The organism is Arthrobacter sp. AG367, from assembly GCF_007828995.1.
GTDB lineage: Bacteria > Actinomycetota > Actinomycetes > Actinomycetales > Micrococcaceae > Arthrobacter.
Genome location: NZ_VIVE01000007.1, coordinates 149,348 through 173,422 on the forward strand (window position 1 = coordinate 149,348; position 24,075 = coordinate 173,422).

The following is a 24,075-nucleotide window of genomic DNA, read 5'->3' on the forward strand; positions in this document are numbered from 1 at the left end:
AGGGGCAGGGACGGACAGTGACGCGTTACGGACGTTCCGCGGCTGATGCTTCCCGGACCGCAGCGATGGTGTGCGGCACCGTCACCAGCGCCACCACGGCAATCGCGGCAGCGGCCGCAAAGACGTAGAAGCCCCAGGGGTAGGCGATGTTGGCAGCGACCAGCGTGCCGGTGACGGCGGGGCCCATGATCGCGCCGAGCCGGCCCACCCCGGCGGCGAAGCCGAGGGCTGTAGCACGGAGGGTTGCCGGGAACAGCTGGCTGACCCATGCGTAAACCAGGACCTGTGCGCTGAAGACGAACACGCCGGTGACAAAGACTGCCGCGTTGAGCAGCAGTTCATTCTGGATCTTGACGCTCAGGACAGCCAGGAAAACCGCGGAGAGTCCGAACCACAGCAGCACCACACGCTTGGTGCCGTGTTTGTCGGCCAGGATCCCTGCGATCACCAGGCCCAGCACGGCCCCTACGTTGAGGACCAGCAGGAGAACCAGGCCGGTGCTGACGGTGTACCCGGCGCCGGCCATCAGCTGCGGAAGCCAGGTGTTCAGGCCGTAGACCAGGAGCAACCCCATGAAGGACGCGGCCGCGATGGCCAGCGCCACCAAGGGGTAAGGCTTCCGTGCCAGGTCCCGGAAGCCCGTGCGGGCTGCGGCAGGTTCTGTTCCTGCCGCAGCCGGGGGAAGGGTTTCAGGGAGCTTGAACCACAGGAAGGGTGCCAGGGCGAAGCCTGCCAGCCCGCCCACGACGAACATCATCCGCCAGTCCGGGATCAGCAGCAGGGCAAGGAAGGCCGTGGCCACAGCGCCGGCGTGGTAGCCGGTCATGGTCCGGGTGGTCGACTTTCCGGCGGTACCTGCCGGAGCGTAATCGTTCATGTAGGCCAGGGCGGCCGGGAGGCAGGCGCCCAGTCCCAGCCCGGCAAGAAGCCGGACGGCGCAGAACACCGCCACGTTGGGTGCGAACACCACGGCGATGGTGAAGATCGAAAACCACAGGACGCAGGCCACCAGGAGGCGGCGCCGGCCAAAGCGGTCGGACAGCGGGGCGATGAACAGGGCACCGGCGCCAACGCCCACCAGTGAGATTGTGGCGGCCAAGGTGGCACCCACCGCGTCGAAGCCAAGCTCATGGGTCTTGATCAGTGTGGGAATGACGGTGCCCAAAACCACCAGGTCAAAACCGTCAAGAACCATAGCCAGCCAGCAAAGCCAGACTGGCCACTTGGAACGGTGCTGGGATGGCGCAAATGACATAGAAATACCTCGGTGTATCTTCCAGGAGTTTTGAGCGGCAGGCTGCTTTGCCGGTAGTGGGTGGGCAGCATTGCCCACATCCCCAGTGAGGTTTGTATCACTATCGGGTGTAATCTGGGACAACTTTTCCCATTCAATGGAAGCAGGTGTTCACGCTGGCCAACTCCCCGTCCGGCGATTCCGTGGTGGACCGGATCGTGCGGCTGATCTCCGCGTTTCCCCAGGATGTCAATGCCCTCCAGTTGTCTGACCTTGCCGGGCGGGCAGGCCTTCCGCTGACCACCACCCACCGGCTGGTGGGCCAGCTGGCAGGTTACGGACTGCTGGAGACTGCTCCCGGCGGGATGGTGCGGCCTGGACTCAGGCTGTGGGAACTGGTGAACCGTGCCTCGCCGGCGCTGGCGCTCCGGCAGGCAGCCATGCCCTTTATGGAGGACATCCAGCAGGTCCTGAACCAAAACGTGAACCTCGCGGTGCTGGATGGCTGGGAGGCGCTCTTTGTGGAACGGCTGTCCCGCCGGGGCTCGGTGGCCAACCGGGCGCAGGTAGCGGGCAGGATGCCCATCCATATCTCGTCCGCCGGACTGGCGCTGATGGCCCACCAGGACAAGGCCATGCAGCAGGAGTACCTGGGCCAGTTCACCGATCCCGAAGGAAGGCTGGCTGCGGCCGACGTCCGGGCGCTGCTGGCAGAGACCGCCCATCAGGGCTTTGCGCAACTGAAAGGCGTGGTGGATGCGGGCACCTGGGGGATCGCGGTGCCCGTGCTGGACCGCCGGCAGCGGGCCGTAGCCTCACTGGGCGTCGTGGTGCCCCTGCAGGAGATGCGCCTGCAGGCACTGGTTCCGGCACTGCAAACGGCCGCCCGGGGCATTGCCCGGCAACTTGCGGACGCCTGAACCATTCAACGGAATTTCTGTAACGCCGGTCACCCGGCTTCCCCCACACTGATGGCAGACAAACCGATCCGGTGCCGCCCGTGGCGGGACCCGCAACGAAGCGAGACGCAGTCATGGCACGAAAAACCATCACCACCCAGGTGGCCATCATGGGAGGCGGCCCGGCAGGGCTGATGCTGTCCCATCTCCTGGCGAAGGCAGGCATCGAGTCAACGGTCATCGAGGTCCGCAGCCACGAGGAGATTGCCCACACCGTCCGCGCCGGCATCCTGGAGCACGGGACGGTCAACCTGCTGGTGGACAGCGGGGTCTCGGACCGTGTGCTGCGCGAGGGCGACCGGCACGATGGCATCGAACTGCGGTTCAACGGCGAGAGCCACCGCATCGACTTCAAGGACCTCGTGGGCGAGTCCGTCTGGCTGTACCCGCAGACGGACGTCTTCCTGGACCTCGCCGCGCGGAGGAAGGACGACGGCGGCGACGTCCGCTACAGCGTCACCGACACCACTGTCCATGACCTGGAAGGCAGCCCGAAAGTCCGGTTTACCGACTCCGAAGGCGTTGAGTTCGAGATCCAGGCGGATTTCCTGGTGGGTGCCGACGGCTCCCGCAGCCACTGCCGGTTCCAGATCCCGGAAGCCCACCGCAAGTGGTACTTCCACGAGTACCCCTTCGCCTGGTTCGGCATCCTGGCCGAGGCCCCGCGCAGCTCCGATGAACTGATCTACGCCAACTCGGCCAACGGATTCGCCCTGATCAGCCAGCGTACGGAGACAGTCCAGCGGATGTATTTCCAGTGCGACCCCAAGGAGAACGTGGCCGACTGGGACGACGAGAGGATCTGGGCCGAATTCCGGAGCCGTGTCAACGGCAACGGCTTCGAGCTCAAGGAAGGGCCCGTCCTGGAAAAGATGGTGCTGCCGTTCCGCAGCTTCGTCCACACCCCCATGCGCCACGGCAACCTCTTCCTGGCCGGCGACGCCGCGCACACCGTGCCGCCCACCGGTGCCAAGGGCCTGAACCTTGCCATCAACGACGTCAAGGTCCTCTTCGAGGGGCTGGACAGCCACTACAACTCCGGTTCCGGCCGCCTGCTGGAAACCTACAGCGACCGGGCCCTGGAGCGTGTCTGGAAGGCGCAGCAGTTCTCGTACTGGATGACCACCATGCTGCACACCCCCGCCGACGCGGACGATTTCTCCCGCGCCCGCCAGCTCGGCGAGCTGAACTCGGTGGTCTCCTCCCGCCACGGCATGGCCTACCTGGCCGAGGCCTACACGGGCTGGCCCGGCGGCGCCTAAAGCCGCGGGAGAAGGACGACGGCGGTCGGCCGGGGTGGGTTCAGGGGCCTGCCAGTCGCCGGACGGCCGCCGCGATGGCGGCAGCGTCAGGCTGCTCGTCGCGCCTGACGGTAAGCAGGTGCAACAGCACCCCGTCGCCGTAGTCCGCGATATCCCGGGCGCGTGCTGCTGCGTCAGCCACCCCCAGGGCTGCAAGAGCCTGTTCCAGCCCGCCCACCAGCAGGTGGTGCCCGCCGGTCACCGCCTCCGGATGGTCCAGGGACAGGGCCAGCCGGGCCCTGGTGAGGCCGGCATGCTGCCGGGCCAGCGCGAGAACCATCGCGGCCAGTTGCCCGGCCAGCTGGTCGACGTCCCGTGGGGGACCGGCCGGGCCAACGTGCTGCAGGAGCTCTGCGTCCAGCTGCAGCAAACGGTCCAGGACGCCTTCCACCAGTGCTGACCGGTTGCGGTAATAGTTTGACGTCGTGCCTTCGGACACGTCGGCGGCGGCATCCACGGCCCGGTGCGTGAGGCCTTTCAGCCCCTTGTTTGCCACCACGGACAGCGCGGCATCAAGGAGCTGGGTACGTCTGTCGCGCATGACCACAGTCTAGTGGGACTCCTTTCAATTCACTACAAAAGTAGTAGAATCCTGCGTATGGAGACGATCACCATCGTGGGCGGCGGCATCTCCGGGCTTGCCCTCGCGGCGGCGTTGGACCCCAACCGCTTCCACGTGACGGTGTACGAGAAGCGTCCGGAACTGCCCGCCGTCGGCAACGCTCTCGGGATGTGGCCCAACGCCCAACGCGCCCTGGCCCGGCTGGGGATACTGGACCAGGCGCGGGCGGTGAGCCCGGTGCTCGGGAGCGGTTCGGTACGTAACGCCCAGGGGGAGCCCTGGGTTACGGTCGATGCCGGGGAAATGTTCGGCATTTCCCGGACCGACCTGCTGCGGCTCCTGGACACGGCCGTCCCGGGGAGCGTCCGCCGGGCCACCAGCCAGATACGGGGGCTGCCCGCGGACGGGGGACTGGTGGTTGGCGCCGATGGCGTCCACAGCGTTGTCCGTAGCACGGCCTGGGGTCCCGGCGCGGACGCACGTCTGACGCCCTACCTCGCCCTCCGCGGGACCCTGCCTACTCCGGTTGCCCCGGACGAGGTGGGCGAGTACTGGGGCCGCGGGGACCTGTTCGGCATGGCCGCCGCCCGGGGCGGGTCCTTCTGGTACGCCAGTTACCGGTCCGGACTTGGCCCCTACGGGATCGACGTTCCGTCAGCGCTGGAACAGGCCCGGGAGCGCTATGCGGGCCACGCACCTGCCATCCGGCGCGCCCTTGCTGCAGCCACGCCGGAGGAATGCCTGGTCCAGCGCCTGTGGACGGTTCCGCGCCTGGGCTCCTACGTCAGTGGCAGGATTGCGCTCATCGGTGATGCGGCCCATGCCATGATGCCCACACTTGGCCGCGGCGCCTGCGAGTCGCTGGTTGACGCGGTGACACTTGCGGACCTGCTTAACACGCTGCCCGAAGACCAGGCACTGCGCGCCTACGACCGGCAGCGGAGGTTCCGGACCCGCGCGGTGAGCCTGGCGTCCTCGGCGCTGGGCCGCGTCGCGCTCACCGAACGCGGCCAGCCGCTGCGTGATGGCCTGCTCAACCTGGCCCGGCGGCGCAACAAACGCGCCGCCGTCGGCAGCAGTTCCGGCAGGTGATTCAGCGCACGGCCGCGGCAGGCCGTGTTGCGTCGTCACCGCCCGGGGCCTGGGCGCCGGGGAGTCCTCCAGGAGCCTGCTGGACGGGCGGTACCGCGGGCAGTCGTTTCCTGGTCCGCCTCCGCCCCGACCTGCCGTAGACCAGGTACATCGTCACGCCGGTGATGATCATGAGGAGCACCGTGTAGACGAACGTGTTGGCAATACCCTCGGTGCCTTCTGCGCCATCGGTGTTGGCCTTGATCACCAGGCCCAGCGGCTGTACCAGCGGGTGGGCCAGGAAGATGGCTGTGTCATAGTCGTCCAACAGGCTGTTGAAGTTCAGGGCGGTTATGGCTGCTGCCGCCGGGAGTACCAACGGCAGGAGGATGCGCCGAAAGACGTACAGCGTCTTGGCTCCCATGATGGATGCAGCCTCCTCCAGCGACGAATTCACGGAGGCAAAGGATGCTTTGAGCATCCGGAGGGTGAACGGAATCTTCACCGTGACGAATGCGATGAGCAGGATCACCGTTGTTCCGGTGAGCACGGCACCGCCCACCAGCGGGCTGGGGTGGTCGTAGCTGACGATCAGGCCCAAAGCCAGCAGCGCAGACGGCAGGATCCAGGGAATGTGCAGCAGGTACTCGAAGGCCGAGGCCACCCAGTTTTTGTATTTCTGCAGCAGCCGGGCCACGAAGAGCAGTCCGCCGACGGCAATAACGGCCGCCAAGGCGCTGTACACAACACTGACGACAAATGGACGGAGCCCGGACTGCTGGGTGAGGACGCGCACGTAGTTGTCCAGCGTGAGGTTGGCCGGCGACAGCTGCCCCGTCTGGATGGCCGCGCCGTCGGCAAACGAGTAGAGCACGATCAGGGCTACCGGGAGCGTGTAGATGGCAAACAGGAGATATGCCACGGCGTGGACGGCCATGTTGGCTGCGGGGTTGGTGATGTCCTGCTTCTGCAGCTCGGAGGACACCTTGGACACCGAGAAGTAGGTGCCGCCCTTCTCAAGCCGGGACATGACGGCGAGCATCAGCATGGTGGCCAGGCCCAGGATCACCGCCAGCAGCGCTGCCAGGTCCCTGGACGTGGGGCTGTTGGTGAAGGTCAGGATCATCGGGGTAATGGTCTGGAATTCGCGGCCGCCCAGCACCTGCGGTGCGCTCAAAGCCCCCAGCCCGGTCAGGAACGACAGGATGGTGACGGCGAACAGCGTGGGCTTGAGCATTGGCAGGACGATGCGCCGAAGAATCGTCCAGGGGGATGCGCCAAGGTTCCGGGCGGCTTCGATGGTTTGGTAGTCGATCCCCTTGAGTGCGTTGGCCACGAAGAGCATGTGGTTGGTGGTGGTGGCAAAGGTCATGACCACCAGGACGGCGAAAAACCCGGAGAACCATCCCGGGTCCATTCCGGGGATCAGCTTGATCAGCAGCGAGGTGACGATGCCCTTGTCCCCATAAATGAATTTGTATCCCGCAGCCAGCACGATGCCGCCATAGATGAAGGTGGAGGCGTAGCCAAGGAAGAGGATGCGCGAGCCGCGGATCCGGAAATAGTGCGTCACCAGGACGATGAAGACCCCCACCAGGTTGACGGTGACGGAAAGGGCCACGGCCAGGAGGAAGCTGTTGCCGAGTGCCTTCATGGCCCGCTGCGACGAAAACAGCTTCTCCGCGGCGCGCCCCGAGAAGCTGCCGTCAGGAAAGAAGGTGGCAATCAGGATATTGACGTTGGGCCAGACCAAAAACGCGGTGATGAACCAGGTGAGGACGACGCCCACCACCAGGACGAAGGGTGAACGGCCCATGCTGCGCACAGTGGCGTTGGCGCTCATGGCAGGGCAACTGCCCGGTCCCGGCGCAGCGACACACCGGTTTCCGGATGATACTGGAGGATGTGTTCAGGCTGGACATAGACGGTGGTGTTCGTGCCGGCCTCCGGGTGCGTGCCTCCGTTCTCCCTGACAAGGAGGCGGATGTCCGCGCCGTGGCTGCGCACAACGTAGCGGCTGTGGAGGCCATGATAGGTGCGGGAGACCACAGTGGCTGGAAGCCCGACGGCGGTGCCTCCGCCGGAGGGCCGGTCCAGTGAAGCCTTTTCCACGCGGAGGTAGGATCTGGCGTCGGTGCTGAGGCCGGCCCCCGAAAGTTGGTTCACCTCGGAGACAAAGTCCGGAGTCAGGGTTGAGCTGTCGCCGATGAAGTTACAGACGAACTCCGTGGCGGCATGGTCATAGATGTCCTGGGGTGTCCCCACTTGCTCGATGACGCCCTTGTTGAACACCGCGACGCGGTCACTCATGGCGAGTGCCTCATCCTGGTCGTGAGTGACATAGACGGTGGTGATGCCAAATTCACTCTGCAGGTCCTTGAGCTGCTGGCGCAGCTGGTGGCGGAGCTTGGCATCGAGATTCGACAGCGGCTCATCCAGCAGCAGGATCTTGGGCCGCAGCACCAGGGCGCGGGCCACGGCAACGCGCTGCTGCTGGCCACCGGACAGCTCCGCCACGTTCTTCGCCAGCTGCTCATCACTGAGCTCAACGCGCCGCGCGATATCCCGCACAAGTCGGTCGCTCTCGGCAGGTTTTTCTTTCCGGACACGGAGCCCGAAGGCGATGTTTTCCCACACGCTCATGCTGGGGAACAGGGCGTAATTCTGGAACACCATCCCCACCTGCCGCTTGTCGCTGGGAAGCCGGGTCACGTCCTTCCCATCCACCCGGACCGTACCCTTGGCCGGCTGGATGAAGCCGGCCAAGGTGCGCAGCGCCGTCGTCTTTCCACAGCCCGAGGGCCCCAGGAGGGTGAAGAACTCGCCGGGGCGCACATGCAGGTCCAGCTGCGGAATGGCGGTGAAATCGCCAAAGGTAACTTCGATGTTTTCCAAGCGGATCATGGCATACCTGTCTGATGGAAAGCGGAACGGTGACTGGCAGGACGGTTACGTCATGTACTCGAGCTCGATCTTCTCCACCCAGGCACCCATGTTCTTCTGGACGAAGTCCCAGTCGATGTCCTGCTGCTTAAGATCCGCGAAGAAGCCCACCACCTCGGGATTGGCCTTTGCCTGGGCGCCCTTGTTGACCGGCATGGAGTTGAACTTCTGGGCGAACTCGCCTTGGACCTCGGCGCTGCCAAACCAGTCGATGAACTTCTGCGCCTGGTCCTTTTTCTTGGTCCCCTTCACCAGCGCGATCTGCTCTACCGCCAGCGGGACGCCAACCGCAGGGATCACCGTGTCGACGTTCACCTTGAAGGACTTTTCGCGATCGGCAATGATCGAGGACGGCATCTGCCCCATGTCCACTTCACCGGATGCGATGCGGGCGAACAGGTCGGTTTTCGCCACGGCGGGACTTCCGTTCTTGAAGTACTGCTCAACCTGCTTCCAACCGTCATCGGAGATTCCCAAATCCCCTGAGTCGTCCCGGTAGCGCGAGAGGATGCCGGCAAAGACCAGCTGGGCTGTGGCGGTGCCCAGGCCGGTGACCCTTTCATAGCGGCTCTTGAACTCATTCTTGGCCCACAGGTCAGTCCAGTCCTTCGGTGCTGCATCCTTGGCGAACTTGTCAGAGTTGTAGCCAAGGAGGATCGCCTGCTTCACGAGGGGCCAGTACGTCTCGCCGTCACCGAGTCCCTTGTCCACGTCACCTGCCCACGCCGGCTGATAGGCCTCCAATGCGCCCTCGTTCTTGATCTGCGAGAAGTACATGTTGTTCAAGCCGAATGCGACGTCCGCGATCGGGTTGTTCTTCTCGGCAATGAGTTTATTGGTGGCATCAGCGCCGCCGGCCCCCACGATCTCAATCTTGAATCCGGCCTCGGCCGCCTTGGCGGCCAACCAGTCACCCCGGCCTTCACCGTTGGAGTTGGTGTAGACAACCAGGGTGTCCCCGGACGCACCTTGCGGAGCTTTGGAAGCTTCCCCCGTTGAAGTTGGTGGGTTCGATCCACCACCGCATCCGGCGAGGAGGGTGACGGCGACGGCGGCGGCAACCAAAGTCTGCAATTTACGCACGATCAGGACTCATTTCTGGACTGGAATCGGAGCATGTCCGCACAGCCTATAGCCGCGCATGACAAAAACCGGGCTGTTATACCTATCGATTCGATAAACAGCCCGGCTGTCCACTTTGGACCAGATGGGGAAACTCTGGGGGCCCGCGGCGTGAACCGGGGGCGAACGTTAGTCCTTGACCGTGGTACCGCTGAGGTGGTGCGTGGGAATCCGGTCCCGGTCGTAGGTGATCTCCGTGTAGCCGTGCGGCTCGGGCTTGCCGTCCTGGTTCAGGTTCACGAACACGATCTCCTCGATGGTGAGGATGCTTTGCCGCGTGATCATGTTGCGGACCTCGGCGCGCATGGTGAGGGAGGTCCGGCCAAACCGGGTGGCCGTGAGGCCCATCTCGATGAGGTCGCCCTGGACGGCCGAGCTGACGAAGTTGATCTCCGAAATGTACTTGGTGACGGCGCGGCCGTTTCCCAGCTGGAGGATGGCATAGATGGCGGCCTCTTCGTCAATCCATTTCAGCAGGCTGCCGCCGAAGAGCGTCCCGTTGGCGTTGAGGTCCTCGGGCCGCACCCACTTGCGGGTCCGGAAGGTGATGTCCGCTGTTTCCATAGGCTGAGATTAGCCGACGGGGCGGTGCGCCCTTCCAGTGTGACGGCGCGCCGGCACCGGTGCCACGGGCTCCACTGCTAGGCCATGGCGGTTTGCGCCGCGCTGCGGGCATTGATGCTCTTGGCGTAGCAGTACGAGTGTTCCACCCCGACGTAGGGCCCGAAGTTCGGGATGGCCTCGAATCCCGAATTCTCGTAGAAGTTCCGGCCGTCCGGCTGCGCGGACCCCGCCTCTGCCTTGATGCGGGTAATGCCCTGCCTGAAGGCCTCCGCTTCCAGGGCCGCCAGGATGGAGCTGGCCACCCCGGATCCCCGCGTGTACGGCAGTACGTAGAGGCGCTTGATTTCCGCCGTCGATCCGTCCAGGAGCCGCAGCCCCCCGCAGCCCACAGGCTGCCCCGAACCCTTGTCGTACGCCACCAGGAACACCGCACAGTCGGCGCCCGACGGCGGCGGGCCGGGTTCGTGGTCAGGCCGGCCAAAGCGGGCGTCAAGTTCGGCCTGCTGGGCGCGGCGGAGGTCGGCGCCCACGGGGTTGGACCAGGGGACCTGCCGGATGTTCAGCCTGGGGTTGGTCTGCATATCTGCCTCGATTCGCCGGAGGGGTATGCCTGATAAGGCTAGGCGCGGGGAGTTACACAGGTGTTTCCTGGCGGTAAGCACCTGGATAACGCGGATGTTGACGCGGCTGGGCAGGTTACTTGGCAGCCTAGTTACCAGCTGGTCTAAAATAAATCCATGGCTTCTATGGGCAACGAGGGATCCGGCTACTGGTACGGGCCCGACGGGCAGCTGGACTACAGTGCTGCGGTGCTGAAGTCGCTCCGCGACTACCGCGCGGCCGAAACCGAAATCCGCCGCACCACCAGGGACTCCATGGGCATGGGGGAAACCGACATTCTCGCGCTGCGGTATCTGCTGCGTGTGCAGGCCTCAGGCAAGCAGGTTGTCCCCAAGGACCTGAGCCAGTTCCTCAATATTACTAGCGCTTCCACAACCTCGCTGATCGACCGGCTGGTGGCCAGCGGCCACGTTCGCCGCGAGGCGCATCCCTCGGACCGCCGGTCCGTGGTGGTCATCCCCACCGTTGAATCGGACAAGGAGGTCCGCGAGACGCTCGGCGCCATGCACCGGCGCATGATGCAGGTGGCGGAAGGCCTGACCGCGGAGGAGGCCCGGGTCGTGGTCGATTTCCTCCAGCGGATGACGGACGCGCTCCAGGCGCCCGAAGGCAAGGACCAGAAAATTCACTAGGTGGACTAGCTAGATCAACTAGTTATATGTAAGCTTACGATTGTTCCCAAAGTTGCTTCCCAACGGAGTCGTGAGTGTGTTGGTTACTTTCACCGAAGTTTCACCGCCTGAACCCCGCTTGGCCGGGGCGGTCCTGACAAGCGACCTGCTGGAATCCACCTTGGACGGCACCACTGCGCCGCAGGGAGATCCGGCAGTCCACTGTGGTGCCGCCATGCAGCTCGTGACGCCGGCTGTGGGATGGCACCGCGCCAGCTACACCTTCACGCCGGCCGACGCAGGGGGTACGGAGCTTCCGCCCGTGTGGCGCTGCGCCTGCGGATTCCAGCTGGATGCCTGGCAGCCGGCCGATGTCCGCGCCACGCACACCTCCGCTGCCCTTTCAGCATGAGCATCGCCGGGACGGCAGCGCCTGTACTGCCGCTCAGCCCGCAGAAACCTGGCCCGGACGGTCTCATTGCCGGGCGCTACCAGCTCAGGGAACGCCTGGGCCGCGGGTCCGCTGCCGAAGTCTTCCGTGCGGTTGACCTGGAGGGCGGTCCTGATGCCGCAGTCAAGATCGCGGCAGTCAACGGCCGGAAGCAGCACCAGCGCATCCGCAATGAAGCAAGCGTGCTGGCGGGGCTCAACCACCCGTCCATCGTGCGGCTGCTGGCCCAGGGCGTCATGCCCGACGGCGGGCGCCATTCCGGGCGCCCCTTTCTGGTGGAGGAACTTGCGTTGGGCGCGAGCCTGGCCGAAACCATCCGGCTGCAGAATTCGGGGCCCGGGGATGTTGCACTCTGGGCACAGGGTTTCTTCCGTGCACTGGCGCACCTTCACTCCAGCGGGCTTGTGCACCGGGACATCAAGCCTGCCAACCTGATGCTGAGCGGGCTGCGCAGGAGTCCGGTCCGGATCATCGATTTTGGAATCGCCGCCGCGGCGGGGTCGGCTCCCGAGCCCGGAATTTCCTCCGGCACCGTGCATTACATGAGCCCCGAGCAGGCCTCCGGCGGCACGGCTGACCCCTCCTGGGATGTGTACGCCATGGGCCTGGTCCTGCTGGAGCTTCTCACCGGCTCCAAGGCGTTTCCGGGCACCGCCATCGAATCCCTTGTGGCCAGGACCCTGCGGTCACCGGATGTTCCGGACCACCTCGGTGAATGGGCCATCCTGCTGCGGTCCCTGACAGCCATGGATCCCGTCGAACGGCCGACGGCGGCAAGCGCCGCGGCGATGGCAGCACGGCTGATCCCCGCGGCCCCGGTGCAGGCCCAAGACAGCCGGCCCGGCGGGGACGACCAGCGCAGCCGTGTAAGTCAGCGCGTGGAGCCGGGTGCCGTCCCGTGCAAGGCAATGCGCATCTTCTCTCCCCGGCGCCACCGGCAGCAGGTCTAGGGGGCGCCCGCGTCCCGCCCTGTCGGGTCCTCGGCGGTCGGGTCCGCCAGGGCGAGGCCGCCCACCGGGCTGCCGTCCCAATGGATCAGGTTCCAGCCGGCACGCAGGTCGCCCTCCAACGCCACGATCCCGGTATTGGCAAGGACATGACGGGCGGCGAACTCGTGGTCAACGCCGTCGGCCCGCAACCCGGCCCACGTGCGGATGGCTGCACCATGGCTGACGACCGCAACGGTGCCGTGCTGGTGATGTTCGGCCCGCTCCACCACCCGGGCGATGGCACCGTCAAACCGTTCGAAGAAGGCGTGGCCGTCCGGACCCGCCGGCATGCGGAGATCCAGGTCCCCGGCGGCCCAGGAGATGACCGTCCCCATGTAGCGCTTGTGGGATTCGTGGTCGGTGAGCTTCTCCAGCGATCCGGCCTCGATTTCGTGCAGCCCTTCCAGCACTTCGACATCGAGGGTCTGCAGCCGCGCCAGCGGGGCGGCGGTGATCTGGGTCCTGATCAGCGTTGAGGCGTAGAGGGCCCCGATGCGTTCGTTGGCCAGGGCCCGCGCCATGGCCTCCGCCTGGCGCTCGCCCAGTTCGGTCAGCCCAGGGCCGGGATGGTCGGTATCAAGCTGGCCCAGCACGTTGCCGGGGGTTTCGCCGTGGCGGATCAGGAGCAACTTCATGGTCCCAGTTTCGCACTCCGGAATGCTGCCGGCGTACGGCCGGAACGGGCGTCACATCGCCGGGGTCGCAGAAAGGCGCCGGGCCCTGGGGAGCCCGGCGCCGCCGTCGTAATCTTCTGCGTTGGTGCGGAGCCTACTTCAGGTGGTCCACCAGCTGGTCAGCGATGCCCGTGTACTTGCCCGGGGTAAGGGCAAGGAGGCGTGCCTCGGCATCTGGGGAAAGGCCCAGTCCCTGAACGAACTCGCGCATGCGCGCTGCGTCGACGCGCTGGCCGCGGGTGAGGTCCTTGAGGCGCTCGTACGGGTTCTCCATGCCTTCGACGCCGGCAATCGCCTCCGCGCGCATGACCATCTGGATGGCTTCACCCAGCACTTCCCAGTTGGTGTCCAGGTCCGCTGCCAGCACGTCCCCGGCAACGTCCAGGCGCTCCAGGCCCTTGGCCACGTTGGAGATGGCGAGAAGGGAATGGCCGAATGCCACGCCGATGTTGCGCTGGCTGGAGGAGTCGGTCAGGTCGCGCTGCCAGCGGGAGGTGACCAGCGTCGCGCCCAGGGTGTCCAGCAGGCCGTTGGAGATCTCCAGGTTGGCCTCGGCGTTCTCGAAGCGGATGGGGTTCACCTTGTGCGGCATGGTGGACGAACCCGTCGCGCCGGCCACCGGAATCTGGGCGAAGTAGCCGATGGAGATGTAGCTCCAGATATCCGTGCAGACGTTGTGCAGGATGCGGTTGAAGCGTGCCACGTCGGCGTAGAGCTCTGCCTGCCAGTCGTGGCTCTCGATCTGCGTGGTCAGCGGGTTCCAGGTCAGGCCCAGCCCCTCCACGAAGGTCTGGGACACCTGCTGCCAGTCAGCGCCCGGGACGGAGGCCACGTGCGCGGCGTAGGTGCCCGTGGCACCGTTGATCTTGCCCAGGTACTGCGTCTTTTCGATCCGGTCCAGCTGGCGGGTCAGGCGGTGCGCGATGACAGCCAGCTCCTTGCCCAGGGTGGTGGGCGTGGCCGGCTGGCCGTGGGTCCGGGACAGCATGGGGACGGCGCGGTTGTCTTCCGCCATCCTGCTGATCTGTTCCACCAGGGCGCGGGCGGCGGGCAGCCACACATCCTTCACGGCGCCCTTGATGCCCAGCGCGTAGGAAAGGTTGTTGATGTCCTCGGAAGTGCAGCCGAAGTGGACCATGGCGGTCAGGTTTTCGATGCCGATAGCGGGCAGCCGGCGGCCGATGTAGTACTCCACGGCCTTCACGTCATGGACGGTGACGGCCTCGATCTCTGCGAGTTCGGCTACCGAGGCGGCGTCGAATTCGGTGACGATGGCGCGGAGCTGGTCCTGCTGCTCCTTGCTGAGGGGACCGGCTCCCGGCAGGACGTTGTTGCTGGTCAGGTGGATGAGCCATTCAACTTCCACAGCCACCCGGTCGCGGTTCAGGGCGGCCTCGGACAGGTAGTCCACGAGGGGGGCGACGGCGGACTGGTAACGGCCGTCCAGGGGTCCGAGCGCGATTTTTTCCGATGACGCGGCGAGGGCCAGGCGTCCTGAGGGCGTACGGGTATCAGCTGTGGCGGCAGTTTCAGGCATGTGCTGATTCTTTCATGAAGTCCGGCACCGCCTTAAGCCGGGCGGCCACGTTACTTGTCCACATAGCCGACGGCGGTGCTTACCCCGCGGGGGCTGCCTGCCTAGCGTTGGACACAGCAGGGAGATGGCGAAACATCTGGCCGGGAAGGCCGTGACGGGGAGCTGGCATGGGGAACGATCTGACGGACGGGATATGGGGCAACGGGCTGGGCGTCAGCCTTGAAGTCCAGGAACTGGGGCGAAGGGTGGCGCAGTGCTGTCACACGGCGGAAGAGGTGCTCGCAGGATTCCACGAGATCCAGTTGGCGAACTGGGAATCACCTGCCGGGCAGGCATACCGCGATTCGGTCAGCCTGCAGGCGGTGGCGGTCCGCAGGGCGCTTGACCGGGTGCGGGAGGCGTCTGCCGCGGTGGCCGCGCACGCCAGCGCGGCATTGACGGCCGAGTGCTCGCCGGGCAGCCGGTTCTGATGGCCGATGTGACGCCCTCCGGTTCAGGAGGTCCCATCCACGTTTCACCACCGCCCCCGGACGGCATCCTGACCATTTCCGGTGGCGTGGGTGGAATCACCGTCCAGCTGGAGGAACTGGATGCGGGGGCCGCGAAGCTCGATGGACTCGCCGGCCGTCTCGCCGCCATCGAGGCGGAGCTTTTCACGGTCTGGCGGGAGCTTGGTGAGTACCAGAACCAGCCGCGAACCACGGGGACTGCAGCGCTTATTGCGGTGGGGGAGTCAAGGGAGGCGGTCCTCAGGGTCCGGCTGGAGCTCCAGCGGATCAGCGGCCAGGTACGGAGCTGCAGGTGGGATTACCAGATGGCCGAATCCATTGCCCACACGCAGTGGATGCTGGGCCTGTCGAATCCGGACGTTGAGCTCCGGAAGCATGTGGACTTCTGGCGGACGGGATTCCTCAATGGGGATGCCATGGAGATGCTGGTGGCCAATGCCGTCACCACCCTTCCCTTGATCAAGTCTCTGGTCGAAGGCGTCAACCCCGCGCTGCGTCCGGGCCCGGTGACGGCCAGGCAGGAAGAGCGCGTGCCCATCGACCTCGACGCCACCCCCGCCGGGCTGCTTGAACGGGTCAGGCTGGTGGAGGAGCGCGGCAGTGGCTACATCGAAGTCATCGAGGTGGACAACGGAGGCGGAAAGGCCTACGTGGTGGTGGTTCCGGGAACCCAGGTCCATGACGAAGACGAAGGCACCAACCCGTTCGATCTTGCCGGAATCGTCGACGGCCTGGGCAGCAATTCCCGGCAGGTGAATGCCGCAGTCCTGCAGGCACTCCGGGAGGCCGGCGCCGAGCCGGGAGCGGACGTCGTTGCGGTGGGGTACAGCCAGGGCGGAATCCATGCCATGAACCTGGCGGCGGACAAGGAGTTCCTCAAGGAGTACGACATGAAATACGTCCTGACTGCGGGATCGCCCATTTCGCGCATAACGCCTCCCCCCGATGTCAGCACTCTTCACCTGGAACACCGCACGGACTGGGTGCCCGGCAGCGATGGCCTGGACAACCGGGATGCCAGGAACCAGGTCACGGTGACCGTGAACAACGACCTCTACGTGCGCGGGGGAGAAGACGCCGGACTGGGGCCGGGCCACCGCCTCACCGGCTATGAGGAGGCAGCCCGCCTGGTGGGCGCCAGCAAGGACCCGTCCCTGGCCCAGTCCACGGCGGTGCTGGGCGGGGTCCTGGGTGCCGGCGGTGCTGCCACTGCCACCAGGTTTTCCCTGTCCAAGCCGCCACCGCCTCCTCTTCCCAGGGAACGCAGGGACCCCTTTTCGGGGCGGCCGCAGCCGGGTGCCAGGTAAAACTTGCATCCAGCCAAAGCAGGGCAGGCCCTCAGGAGATCTGGGCGGCGTGCATTTCCGCGAACCTCTTGGTGCGCGTCTTTCCCTGCGGGTCCGGCTGCGGGGCGGGCTTCGGGGCCGGCGCCGGCACGGCGGCTGTGCACCGGTAGTTGTAGTCCAGGTCGCCTTCGGTGAACTGGGTCAGCGTGACGGTCCCGCCCGGCGCCAGGGGGGAAGCCGAGCAGTATTCGCGGGCAGAGTCCGTGGATTCCGCACCCGCCAGCCAGTTCCTCAGCCGGTAGAGGTTGCTGCCGGGGCCCACTTCCCCCACAATTTCACCGAATTGATAACCGGTGGAATAGATCCCCACGTCCAAGCCAGTGCCCTCCAGGAACGCGGTCATGCCCTCCAGCTCCGCAGCATTGGCGCTCTTGTCCCACAGCCAGCTGTTTCCGGTTTCAACATCCAGCCACCACATGCGCCGCAGCTCCCCGGCGCCGGAATCCTTCAGGATGGCAACGTCATTGGCGGCCATGGCGTACCCGTGGACGTAGGCGCAGGCAGGTGCCCCCGTGCCGTCACACACTCCGTAGGGGTTGCTGACGTCTATGCCACGGTAGCTGTTGCTCGCAGGCCACCACACCGACTCCACCGGTCCTGTTGCGGCGGTGTTCACGTACACCGCCGCCGGAGTTCCCCCGGCGGCATCCGACGTCTGGTCCGCCCACGCCAGTTGGGCAGCCAGGCATGGGTTGACGGTGTCCGGCCGTCCCCCGTTGACGCCCACGATTGCGAATGACGGGGGTGCGGGGAGGTCTGCGCCGCACTGGGGCCAGGAGATGTCGTTGCCAAGCGCGGTCATGCTCCGCGGTGCCGGCCCTGTTTCGGCATCTGCGTGTGCAGGGCCTGCCTGCCACGCCAAAAGCAGGCAGGCGGCAAGCAGGAATCTCATGGGCTTCATGCGTGGGCCCCCCGTGGTCCGGAACTGACAGCAACAGGGCCTCTGGAGGCCCCGGTTCGCAGCCTAAGCGGCCCGTCCGGCAGGGGTCATGGGTGGCGGGTACTGCTGTTTTGGGAGCTGGGTGGCGAAACGGCACCTGCCGGGTACCTGTTTCCGCCCGCCTTCCTACTTAGAGGCTGGATCCCGGACCGGGGGTCAGCGCCTGCCGCCCGGGAGCAAACCTGCCACCAGTGAGACCAGGGAGATGATGATCGCCGCCAGGACGGCGGTCCAGAAGAAGGAATCGATAGTGAGGTGCACCGGTGTGTAGCCGCTGATCCAGGCTGTCAGGTACAGCATGGCCGCGTTGATGACGATCGCGAACAGGCCCAGGGTCAGGATGGTGATGGGAAGCGCCAGGAGTCTGACCAGCGGCCGCACGAAGGCGTTCACCACCCCGAAGATGAGGCCGATGAAGAGGTAGGCCAGGACGATCCCGATGGCATCGGTGTCCTGTGAAATACCACTGCGGGCCACGGCATCCGATGCCGCCGTGCTGGAGATGTCCATGCCCGGCAGGATCCAGCTGGCCACCCAAAGAGCTGCGGCATTGACGATGACCCGGAGGATGAATGAACCCATGGCACCATGCTTCCACACGGTGCTGATGTGCGGCCGGCAGCGTGCCCTGAATTTCGGTGCATGGTCCCCCGATTCCCGTGGGGGCTTGGAAGTAGGCTAGAAGCCATGACCTCATCTGAGACCAGGGCAGGCGGCATTGCACCCCGCCCGGTGCTGGAGCGGCTGCCCCGCTACGCTGCAGGAAAGCCACCGGCCGCCGTCAGCGGGCTGGCCAGCTACAAGCTGTCGTCCAACGAGAACCCGCTGCCCCCGATTCCGGCCGTCCTCGAGGCGATCGCCCGGCAGCGGGACTTCAACCGGTACCCGGATCCGCTGAGCAGCAGGCTCCGCGCGGCGCTGGCGGAATTCCTTGGCGTGCCCGCCGAGGACATCGTCACCGGCGCCGGGAGCCTGGGCGCACTGAACCAGATTCTGGCTGCCTTTGCGGGCCAGAACGAGGACGGCAAGGCGGACGAGGTCATCTATGCGTGGCGTTCCTTTGAGGCATACCCCATCAGCGTGGGACTGGCAGGTGCGGAAAGCGTGCGCATCCCCGTGACCGCGGACGGACGGCATGACCTGGAAGCGATGGCGGCTGCAGTGACGGCCCGCACCAAAGTCATCCTTCTCTGCACGCCCAACAATCCCACGGGCCCGGCACTCGGCGCTGCTGAAACCGAAGCCTTTATCCGTTCCGTGCCGGCGGACGTGGTGGTGGTCATCGACGAGGCCTACCAGGAGTTCGTCAGGGCCCAGGACGCCGTTGAGGGGATCGACCTCTACCGCAAATACCCCAACGTGGTGGTTTTGCGGACCTTCTCCAAAGCCCACGGACTGGCCGGCCTTCGGGTGGGCTACAGCGTCTCCCAACCGGAACTGACGCAGTACCTCCGCGTTGCCGCCACCCCGTTCGCCGTGTCCCAAATTGCCGAGGACGCAGCAATTGTTTCCCTTGGGAATTACGCCCAGGTTGTGGAAAGGGTACAAAAGCTCGTGGACGAGCGGGCGCGGGTAACCGCCGGCCTGAAGGAGCTCGGATGGGCCATCCCGGATGCCCAGGGCAACTTCGTATGGCTGGCACTCGGTGCTGAAAGTTCAGCCTTTGCGGAGCTGGCGGGGACGCGTGCCCTCTCCGTGCGGGCCTTCCCCGGGGAGGGCGTCCGGGTCAGTATCGGGGAACCCGAGGCCAACACCCGGTTCCTCCAGTTGTGTGCCGACTATACAAAGGCACCGGCAACTTCCTAGCACTTAACAAGTAGCCCTCCCGCTACTTACCGAAGATAAAGTTAGGATCAGTAAGCCAATGTATATGCCGCAAGGGGAATGTATTCCTTTTGAGGCATATATCCCAGCGACATTTGCATTGCATCCGGATGCGGCAAGCAAGGAGACGGTATGGGCACTCATCTGCCTTCCACCGAGTTCGACGGAACAGCGGTAGACGATCAGCGGGAAGCCGATGCTGAAGCCGTCATGGGCGAGCCCGCGGCCCAGATGGTGCAGCTGCTCGGCCCCGACGGGAAGCTCGGCAGCGATCCGGTCTTCAGCGGCTACGCGGACAAACTGACCCCGGAGGACCTGCGTGGGCTGTATGGGGACATGGCCGCTATCCGCCGGTTCGATATTGAAGCCACCGCCCTCCAGCGCCAGGGCCAACTGGCACTGTGGGTACCGTTGACCGGCCAGGAGGCAGCGCAGATTGGCTCGGGCCGTGCCAGCCAGCCGCAGGACTACATTTTCCCCACGTACCGGGAGCACGGCGTCGCGCTGACCCGCAACGTGGACCTGGCCGAACTCCTGCGCCAGTTCCGCGGAGTTTCCAACGGCGGCTGGAACCCCAAGGACACCAACTTCCACCTGTACACCCTGGTCCTGGCTGCCCAGACCCTCCACGCCGTGGGCTACGCGATGGGGATCCAGCGCGACCAGAAGCTCGCCGCCGCCACGGATGCGGCCAACGAGCAGCCGAACGCCGCCGTCATCGCCTACTTCGGTGACGGCGCCAGCTCGGAAGGTGACGTGCACGAGTCCATGGTGTTCGCCTCCTCCTACAAGGCGCCGGTGGTGTTCTTCTGCCAGAACAACCACTGGGCCATCTCCGTACCCACCAACGTCCAGACCCGGGTTCCGCTGTCCAACCGCGCCAAGGGCTATGGTTTCCCGGGGATCCGGGTGGACGGCAACGACGTGATCGCCGTGCATGCAGTCACCGAATGGGCCCTGGAGCATGCCCGCCAGGGCAACGGACCCGTCCTGATCGAGGCCTTCACCTACCGGGTGGGCGCGCACACCACCGCCGACGACCCCACGAAGTACCGCCCGTCGACGGAAGAAGACGCCTGGCGGGCCAAGGATCCGCTGACACGGCTCGAGAAGTACCTGCGTGCCGAAGGCCTGGCGGACGGCGACTTCTTCGCCAAGGTCAAGGCCGACGGCGACGAGCTGGCCGCGTATGTCCGGCGCACCGCCCATGATCTTGAAAACCCGGACATCCGGCAGGCCTTCGCCAACGTCTATGCCCAGGCGCATCCGCTGGTGGCCGAGGAACTGGCATGGTTCGAGGAGTACAGCGCAGGATTCGCCGGCGAGGAAGAAGCCGCCGCGCAGGAAGCAAAGGCAGGCCACTGATGACCACCATGACCATTGCCAAGGCCATCAACGAGGGCCTCCGGGCCACCCTGGCGGCAAACCCCAAGTCGCTGCTGATGGGCGAGGACATTGGTCCCCTGGGTGGTGTGTACCGGGTGACCGACGGGCTGATCGGCGAGTTCGGCCCGGACCGCGTGGTGGACACCCCGCTGGCCGAATCCGGCATCATCGGCACCGCCATCGGCCTGGCCCTGCGCGGCTACAGCCCCGTCTGCGAGATCCAGTTCGACGGCTTCGTCTTCCCCGGCTTCAACCAGATCACCACCCAGCTGGCCAAGATGCACGCCCGCAGCCACGGCAACCTTACGGTTCCCGTCGTCATCCGCATCCCGTACGGCGGCGGCATCGGCTCCGTGGAGCACCACTCCGAGTCCCCCGAGGCGCTGTTCGCGCACACGGCAGGCCTGCGCATCATCACCCCTTCCAACCCGCACGACGCCTACTGGATGATCCAGCAGGCCGTGGAATGCCAGGACCCGGTGATCATCTTCGAACCCAAGCGGCGCTACTGGCTCAAGGGCGACGTCGACGTTGACGCTCCGGGCCCCTCGGAGGACCCCTTCAAGGCCCACGTGCTGCGTGAGGGTACTGATGCCACCATTGTTGCCTACGGCCCCCTGGTTCCCGTGGCGCTTGCGGCCGCCAACGCCGCGGCGGAGGACGGCAGGAGCGTTGAGGTCATCGACCTCCGGTCCATCTCGCCGATCGATTTCGACACCGTCACCGCCTCCGTCCAGAAGACCGGACGGCTGATCGTGGCGCACGAGGCGCCCACCTTCGGTGGAATCGGCGGCGAAATCGCCGCCCGCATCAGTGAACGTGCCTTCCATTCGCTCGAGGCCCCGGTGATCCGCGTTGGCGGATTCCACATGCCCTATCCCGTTGCCAAGGTGGAGGAAGACTACCTTCCGGACATCGACCGCATCCTGGAGGCGCTGGACCGCGCCCTCTCCTACTGAGGACACCATGACCCTGAACAAGTTCAACCTGCCCGATGTCGGCGAGGGCCTCACCGAAGCGGAAATCGTCTCCTGGAAGGTCAAGCCGGGCGACGCCGTCGCCATCAATGACGTCCTCTGCGAGATCGAAACCGCCAAGTCCATCGTGGAACTGCCGTCCCCGTTCGCCGGGACGGTCACCGAACTGCTGGTGGGGGAAGGGGTGACCGTGGACGTCGGCACGGCCATCATCAGCGTCAGCGACCACGTGTCCGGCGATCCCACACCCGCTGACGTCCGTGCACCGGAAGCACCAGTGCAGCCGCTCTACGGCAAGCTCCCGCAGGATGCGGCAGTGGACACAACGGCCGACGGCGGCGCTGGCGGAAGTGCCCCGGCCGCCGGCCCGCTGGTGGGGTCCGGCCCCAAGGCCGACGCGGTCAAGCGGCGCCCGCGGAAAACGGCGCCGGCCGCTGCCGTGACGGTCAATGCCCCGCAGGTTGAACCTGTCCAGCCGGGCACGCCGGCTGCAGTGTCCGCCACCGAACCCGCCGCCGTCGACAACCGTCCTACCCTTGGCGGCACCATCACGGGCCTGGTCAACCGGGTCCTGGCCAAGCCGCCCGTCCGGAAAATTGCCCGTGACCTGGGCATCGACCTGGCAGATGTTGTTGCCACCGGTTCACGGGGTGAAGTAACGCGCGAGGACCTGGTCAGCTACCAGTCTCAGCGCGATGCCGAGCTGGACAAGGCGGACGGCTTCTGGGGCAAGGCCGGAAAGCCGCAGGACCAGCGCGTGGAGCGGATTCCGGTCAAGGGCGTCCGCAAGGCCACCGCAAAGGCGATGGTGGAATCCGCCTTCGCAGCGCCGCACGTCAGCATCTTCGTGGACGTGGATGCCAGCCGCACCATGGAATTCGTCAAGCGGCTCAAGGCCTCCCGGGACTTCGAGGGCATCAAGGTCTCGCCGCTGCTCATCCTGGCCAAGGCCGTCATCTGGGCCGCGGCCCGGAACCCCAGCGTGAACGCGTCGTGGGTGGACAACGAAGACTCCGACACCGCTGAAATCCATGTCAAGCACTTCATGAACCTGGGGATTGCCGCCGCAACCCCGCGCGGCCTGATGGTCCCGAACATCAAGAATGCCCAGGACCTGTCCCTGAAGGAGCTGGCGCTGGCGCTGAACAACCTGGCCACCACCGCCAGGGCCGGGAAGACCCAGCCGGCCGAGATGCAGGGCGGCACGCTCACCATCACCAACATCGGTGCCCTGGGCATCGACACCGGCACGCCCATCATCAACCCGGGCGAGGTGGCCATCGTTGCTTTCGGAACCATCAAGCAAAAGCCCTGGGTCCTGGACGGTGAGGTGATTCCCCGCTGGATCACCACCTTGGGAGGATCCTTCGACCACCGCGTGGTGGATGGTGACCTGTCCGCACGCTTCATGGCCGACGTCGCAGCCATCCTGGAAGAGCCCGCGCTCCTGCTGGACTAGGGCCCGGACCAGGACGTGACGGTAAGCAGCGGCTCAATCCGGGCCAGGAACCGCACCGCCAGGTGGCTGACTGAGGTCTTCCAGCCGCCGGTGGTGGTGAGCATCCAGCTGTTGATCAGCCCCCTGACGGAGGCAGGATTCCCCGGGACCATGGGTTACGGGGCGCTGGCGGCCCTCTTTGTGTGCGTGCTTCCGCTTGTGGTGCTGCTGGTGCTGGTCAGGCTGGGGAAGGTGACGGACCATCATGTGAGCGACCGGAGGCAGCGCGCCCCGGTGCTGCTGATGGCGCTGGCCTGCATTGCCGTGGGGCTGCTGGTGCTGGACACCGTGAACGCCCCGCAGAGCGTGACCGCCATGGTCCTGGCGGTGGTGGGCGGCGTGGCCGTGCTGGCAGTCGTCAGCCCGTTCTGGAAAATGAGCGGCCATGCCGCTGCAGTGTCCTGTGCCGCCGTCGTATTGGTGCTGATGCTTGGCGCGGCCTGGGCCCCGCTGCTGCTCCTGGTTCCGGCGGTGGGCTGGTCACGCGTTGTCCTGCGGGCGCATACCCCGGGGCAGGTGGTGGCAGGTTCGCTCTTTGGCGGAGTGGTGATGGCCGGGATCTGGTGGCTGCTCCAGGGCTGGCTGGTGGGCTGAACGCCTAGTACGCGGAGTAGGCCGTGAGGGCCTCAAGCAGGGCAGGATCAGCTGTGGTTCCCAGAACCACAGCGGCTGCGGTCATCAGGCCGCCCATCAGGGCCGCCATCCCGGCCCAGGCGCCCAGCAGCTTCCAGTCCTCGCGCAGGACGCTCCGCACGGTCTGGGGAAGCTCGAGTCCCGGCGCGATCAGGTTGGGGGCGCTGTCCAGGCTGCCGTCGTCAAGCAGCGCAACTACCCTGCCGTTGCTCCGGTCCACGCGCATGGAGGAGATGTGGTTTCCGTGGCGGGCCAGGAGGATGTCGTGGCCAACGAGCTGCCGGCGCTGCAAGGTGATCAAGGGGGAGCCCTTCGATGGGGGT

The 24,075-nt window shown here is 65.9% G+C and carries 25 protein-coding genes; 13 read left to right on the plus strand and 12 right to left on the minus strand.

The window, feature by feature from the left end; translation table 11 throughout:
- Positions 1–25 precede the first annotated feature (25 nt).
- Positions 26–1,195, minus strand: coding sequence for an aromatic acid/H+ symport family MFS transporter (locus FB478_RS16950; protein ID WP_144601153.1), 1,170 nt, complete (start codon positions 1,193–1,195; stop codon positions 26–28).
- Between the two features lie 215 nt (positions 1,196–1,410).
- On the opposite strand from FB478_RS16950, the gene FB478_RS16955 reads away from it, so the two are divergent.
- Entirely contained in the window at positions 1,411–2,154 is a 744-nt protein-coding gene (locus FB478_RS16955) for an IclR family transcriptional regulator (RefSeq protein ID WP_134164958.1), read from the plus strand.
- 113 nt (positions 2,155–2,267) lie between these two features.
- Positions 2,268–3,455, plus strand: coding sequence for a 4-hydroxybenzoate 3-monooxygenase (locus tag FB478_RS16960; protein WP_134164884.1), 1,188 nt, complete (start codon positions 2,268–2,270; stop codon positions 3,453–3,455).
- A 40-nt stretch (positions 3,456–3,495) separates the two neighbouring features.
- Here FB478_RS16960 and FB478_RS16965 read toward each other — a convergent pair whose 3' ends face one another.
- Positions 3,496–4,035, minus strand: coding sequence for a TetR/AcrR family transcriptional regulator (locus tag FB478_RS16965; RefSeq protein WP_056392537.1), 540 nt, complete (start codon positions 4,033–4,035; stop codon positions 3,496–3,498).
- A gap of 57 nt (positions 4,036–4,092) precedes the next feature.
- Here FB478_RS16965 and FB478_RS16970 point away from each other — a divergent pair, with 57 nt between their 5' ends.
- Positions 4,093–5,148: an FAD-dependent monooxygenase gene (locus tag FB478_RS16970; protein WP_144601154.1), complete on the plus strand. Its 1,056-nt coding sequence runs from the start codon at positions 4,093–4,095 to the stop codon at positions 5,146–5,148.
- Between the two features lies 1 nt (position 5,149).
- Here FB478_RS16970 and FB478_RS16975 read toward each other — a convergent pair whose 3' ends face one another.
- The 5 genes from FB478_RS16975 to FB478_RS16995 all read right to left on the minus strand — a co-directional run bounded on the left by FB478_RS16975 (position 5,150) and on the right by FB478_RS16995 (position 10,337).
- Positions 5,150–6,970, minus strand: coding sequence for an iron ABC transporter permease (locus tag FB478_RS16975; protein ID WP_144601155.1), 1,821 nt, complete (start codon positions 6,968–6,970; stop codon positions 5,150–5,152).
- Complete coding sequence (locus tag FB478_RS16980) at positions 6,967–8,031, minus strand: ABC transporter ATP-binding protein (protein WP_144601156.1); 1,065 nt, start codon at positions 8,029–8,031, stop codon at positions 6,967–6,969. The genes FB478_RS16975 and FB478_RS16980 overlap by 4 nt, the downstream gene beginning before the upstream one ends.
- A 45-nt stretch (positions 8,032–8,076) precedes the next feature.
- A complete protein-coding gene (locus FB478_RS16985; protein WP_144601157.1) occupies positions 8,077–9,153 on the minus strand; it encodes an extracellular solute-binding protein in 1,077 nt (358 codons plus the stop codon).
- A gap of 168 nt (positions 9,154–9,321) precedes the next feature.
- A complete protein-coding gene (locus FB478_RS16990) occupies positions 9,322–9,756 on the minus strand; it encodes an acyl-CoA thioesterase (RefSeq protein ID WP_018769770.1) in 435 nt (144 codons plus the stop codon).
- A 77-nt stretch (positions 9,757–9,833) separates the two neighbouring features.
- Positions 9,834–10,337, minus strand: a complete 504-nt coding sequence (locus FB478_RS16995) for a GNAT family N-acetyltransferase (protein WP_018769769.1) — start codon at positions 10,335–10,337, stop codon at positions 9,834–9,836.
- Between the two features lie 156 nt (positions 10,338–10,493).
- Here FB478_RS16995 and FB478_RS17000 point away from each other — a divergent pair, with 156 nt between their 5' ends.
- The 3 genes from FB478_RS17000 to FB478_RS17010 all read left to right on the plus strand — a co-directional run bounded on the left by FB478_RS17000 (position 10,494) and on the right by FB478_RS17010 (position 12,389).
- Entirely contained in the window at positions 10,494–11,009 is a 516-nt protein-coding gene (locus FB478_RS17000; RefSeq protein WP_043425008.1) for a MarR family winged helix-turn-helix transcriptional regulator, read from the plus strand.
- A gap of 70 nt (positions 11,010–11,079) precedes the next feature.
- Complete coding sequence (locus tag FB478_RS17005) at positions 11,080–11,400, plus strand: hypothetical protein (protein ID WP_134164888.1); 321 nt, start codon at positions 11,080–11,082, stop codon at positions 11,398–11,400.
- Positions 11,397–12,389 (plus strand): serine/threonine-protein kinase, encoded by a 993-nt coding sequence (locus FB478_RS17010; RefSeq protein ID WP_144601158.1) that lies wholly within the window; start codon positions 11,397–11,399, stop codon positions 12,387–12,389. Before FB478_RS17005 ends, FB478_RS17010 begins: the two co-directional genes overlap by 4 nt.
- Here the strand turns inward: FB478_RS17010 and FB478_RS17015 are convergent.
- The gene (locus FB478_RS17015; protein WP_018769766.1) at positions 12,386–13,063 is read right to left on the minus strand and encodes a histidine phosphatase family protein; all 678 of its coding nucleotides are present in this window, start codon (positions 13,061–13,063) and stop codon (positions 12,386–12,388) included. The genes FB478_RS17010 and FB478_RS17015 overlap by 4 nt on opposite strands.
- Positions 13,064–13,196: 133 nt before the next feature.
- Positions 13,197–14,639, minus strand: coding sequence for an adenylosuccinate lyase (gene purB / locus FB478_RS17020; RefSeq protein WP_018769765.1), 1,443 nt, complete (start codon positions 14,637–14,639; stop codon positions 13,197–13,199).
- Between the two features lie 167 nt (positions 14,640–14,806).
- On the opposite strand from purB, the gene FB478_RS17025 reads away from it, so the two are divergent.
- Both FB478_RS17025 and FB478_RS17030 read left to right on the plus strand, forming a co-directional pair.
- Entirely contained in the window at positions 14,807–15,109 is a 303-nt protein-coding gene (locus FB478_RS17025; RefSeq protein ID WP_018769764.1) for a hypothetical protein, read from the plus strand.
- Entirely contained in the window at positions 15,109–16,455 is a 1,347-nt protein-coding gene (locus FB478_RS17030) for a hypothetical protein (RefSeq protein WP_223993108.1), read from the plus strand. The genes FB478_RS17025 and FB478_RS17030 overlap by 1 nt, the downstream gene beginning before the upstream one ends.
- A 31-nt stretch (positions 16,456–16,486) precedes the next feature.
- On the opposite strand, the gene FB478_RS17035 is transcribed toward FB478_RS17030, so the two are convergent.
- Together FB478_RS17035 and FB478_RS17040 are read right to left on the minus strand one after the other, a co-directional pair.
- Positions 16,487–17,395 (minus strand): hypothetical protein, encoded by a 909-nt coding sequence (locus FB478_RS17035; protein WP_261377434.1) that lies wholly within the window; start codon positions 17,393–17,395, stop codon positions 16,487–16,489.
- 195 nt (positions 17,396–17,590) lie between these two features.
- Positions 17,591–18,016: a phage holin family protein gene (locus FB478_RS17040; protein WP_018769761.1), complete on the minus strand. Its 426-nt coding sequence runs from the start codon at positions 18,014–18,016 to the stop codon at positions 17,591–17,593.
- A gap of 105 nt (positions 18,017–18,121) precedes the next feature.
- On the opposite strand from FB478_RS17040, the gene FB478_RS17045 reads away from it, so the two are divergent.
- The 5 genes from FB478_RS17045 to FB478_RS17065 all read left to right on the plus strand — a co-directional run bounded on the left by FB478_RS17045 (position 18,122) and on the right by FB478_RS17065 (position 23,713).
- On the plus strand, positions 18,122–19,240 hold the full coding sequence (locus tag FB478_RS17045; RefSeq protein WP_186447826.1) for a histidinol-phosphate transaminase: 1,119 nt from the start codon (positions 18,122–18,124) through the stop codon (positions 19,238–19,240).
- 150 nt (positions 19,241–19,390) lie between these two features.
- Complete coding sequence (pdhA, locus tag FB478_RS17050; RefSeq protein WP_144601160.1) at positions 19,391–20,623, plus strand: pyruvate dehydrogenase (acetyl-transferring) E1 component subunit alpha; 1,233 nt, start codon at positions 19,391–19,393, stop codon at positions 20,621–20,623.
- Positions 20,623–21,603, plus strand: a complete 981-nt coding sequence (locus FB478_RS17055; RefSeq protein WP_018769758.1) for an alpha-ketoacid dehydrogenase subunit beta — start codon at positions 20,623–20,625, stop codon at positions 21,601–21,603. Before pdhA ends, FB478_RS17055 begins: the two co-directional genes overlap by 1 nt.
- Before the next feature lie 7 nt (positions 21,604–21,610).
- Complete coding sequence (locus tag FB478_RS17060; protein WP_056392469.1) at positions 21,611–23,080, plus strand: dihydrolipoamide acetyltransferase family protein; 1,470 nt, start codon at positions 21,611–21,613, stop codon at positions 23,078–23,080.
- 15 nt (positions 23,081–23,095) lie between these two features.
- Entirely contained in the window at positions 23,096–23,713 is a 618-nt protein-coding gene (locus tag FB478_RS17065; protein ID WP_144601161.1) for a phosphatase PAP2 family protein, read from the plus strand.
- Between the two features lie 4 nt (positions 23,714–23,717).
- Here FB478_RS17065 and FB478_RS17070 read toward each other — a convergent pair whose 3' ends face one another.
- Positions 23,718–24,053 (minus strand): hypothetical protein, encoded by a 336-nt coding sequence (locus FB478_RS17070; RefSeq protein WP_018769754.1) that lies wholly within the window; start codon positions 24,051–24,053, stop codon positions 23,718–23,720.
- Positions 24,054–24,075 lie beyond the last annotated feature (22 nt).

Coding starts and splice junctions, on each gene's coding strand:
- FB478_RS16970 (WP_144601154.1), top strand. CDS start 4,093: ATGGAGACGATCACCATCGTGGGCGGCGGCATCTCCGGGCTTGCCCTC.
- FB478_RS17040 (WP_018769761.1), bottom strand. CDS start 18,016: ATGGGTTCATTCATCCTCCGGGTCATCGTCAATGCCGCAGCTCTTTGG.
- FB478_RS17035 (WP_261377434.1), bottom strand. CDS start 17,395: ATGAAGCCCATGAGATTCCTGCTTGCCGCCTGCCTGCTTTTGGCGTGG.
- pdhA (WP_144601160.1), top strand. CDS start 19,391: ATGGGCACTCATCTGCCTTCCACCGAGTTCGACGGAACAGCGGTAGAC.
- FB478_RS16960 (WP_134164884.1), top strand. CDS start 2,268: ATGGCACGAAAAACCATCACCACCCAGGTGGCCATCATGGGAGGCGGC.
- FB478_RS16950 (WP_144601153.1), bottom strand. CDS start 1,195: ATGGTTCTTGACGGTTTTGACCTGGTGGTTTTGGGCACCGTCATTCCC.
- FB478_RS16990 (WP_018769770.1), bottom strand. CDS start 9,756: ATGGAAACAGCGGACATCACCTTCCGGACCCGCAAGTGGGTGCGGCCC.
- FB478_RS17045 (WP_186447826.1), top strand. CDS start 18,122: ATGACCTCATCTGAGACCAGGGCAGGCGGCATTGCACCCCGCCCGGTG.
- purB (WP_018769765.1), bottom strand. CDS start 14,639: ATGCCTGAAACTGCCGCCACAGCTGATACCCGTACGCCCTCAGGACGC.
- FB478_RS17025 (WP_018769764.1), top strand. CDS start 14,807: ATGGGGAACGATCTGACGGACGGGATATGGGGCAACGGGCTGGGCGTC.
- FB478_RS17030 (WP_223993108.1), top strand. CDS start 15,109: ATGGCCGATGTGACGCCCTCCGGTTCAGGAGGTCCCATCCACGTTTCA.
- FB478_RS16995 (WP_018769769.1), bottom strand. CDS start 10,337: ATGCAGACCAACCCCAGGCTGAACATCCGGCAGGTCCCCTGGTCCAAC.
- FB478_RS17000 (WP_043425008.1), top strand. CDS start 10,494: ATGGCTTCTATGGGCAACGAGGGATCCGGCTACTGGTACGGGCCCGAC.
- FB478_RS16965 (WP_056392537.1), bottom strand. CDS start 4,035: ATGCGCGACAGACGTACCCAGCTCCTTGATGCCGCGCTGTCCGTGGTG.
- FB478_RS16980 (WP_144601156.1), bottom strand. CDS start 8,031: ATGATCCGCTTGGAAAACATCGAAGTTACCTTTGGCGATTTCACCGCC.
- FB478_RS17015 (WP_018769766.1), bottom strand. CDS start 13,063: ATGAAGTTGCTCCTGATCCGCCACGGCGAAACCCCCGGCAACGTGCTG.
- FB478_RS16975 (WP_144601155.1), bottom strand. CDS start 6,970: ATGAGCGCCAACGCCACTGTGCGCAGCATGGGCCGTTCACCCTTCGTC.
- FB478_RS17055 (WP_018769758.1), top strand. CDS start 20,623: ATGACCACCATGACCATTGCCAAGGCCATCAACGAGGGCCTCCGGGCC.
- FB478_RS17010 (WP_144601158.1), top strand. CDS start 11,397: ATGAGCATCGCCGGGACGGCAGCGCCTGTACTGCCGCTCAGCCCGCAG.
- FB478_RS17060 (WP_056392469.1), top strand. CDS start 21,611: ATGACCCTGAACAAGTTCAACCTGCCCGATGTCGGCGAGGGCCTCACC.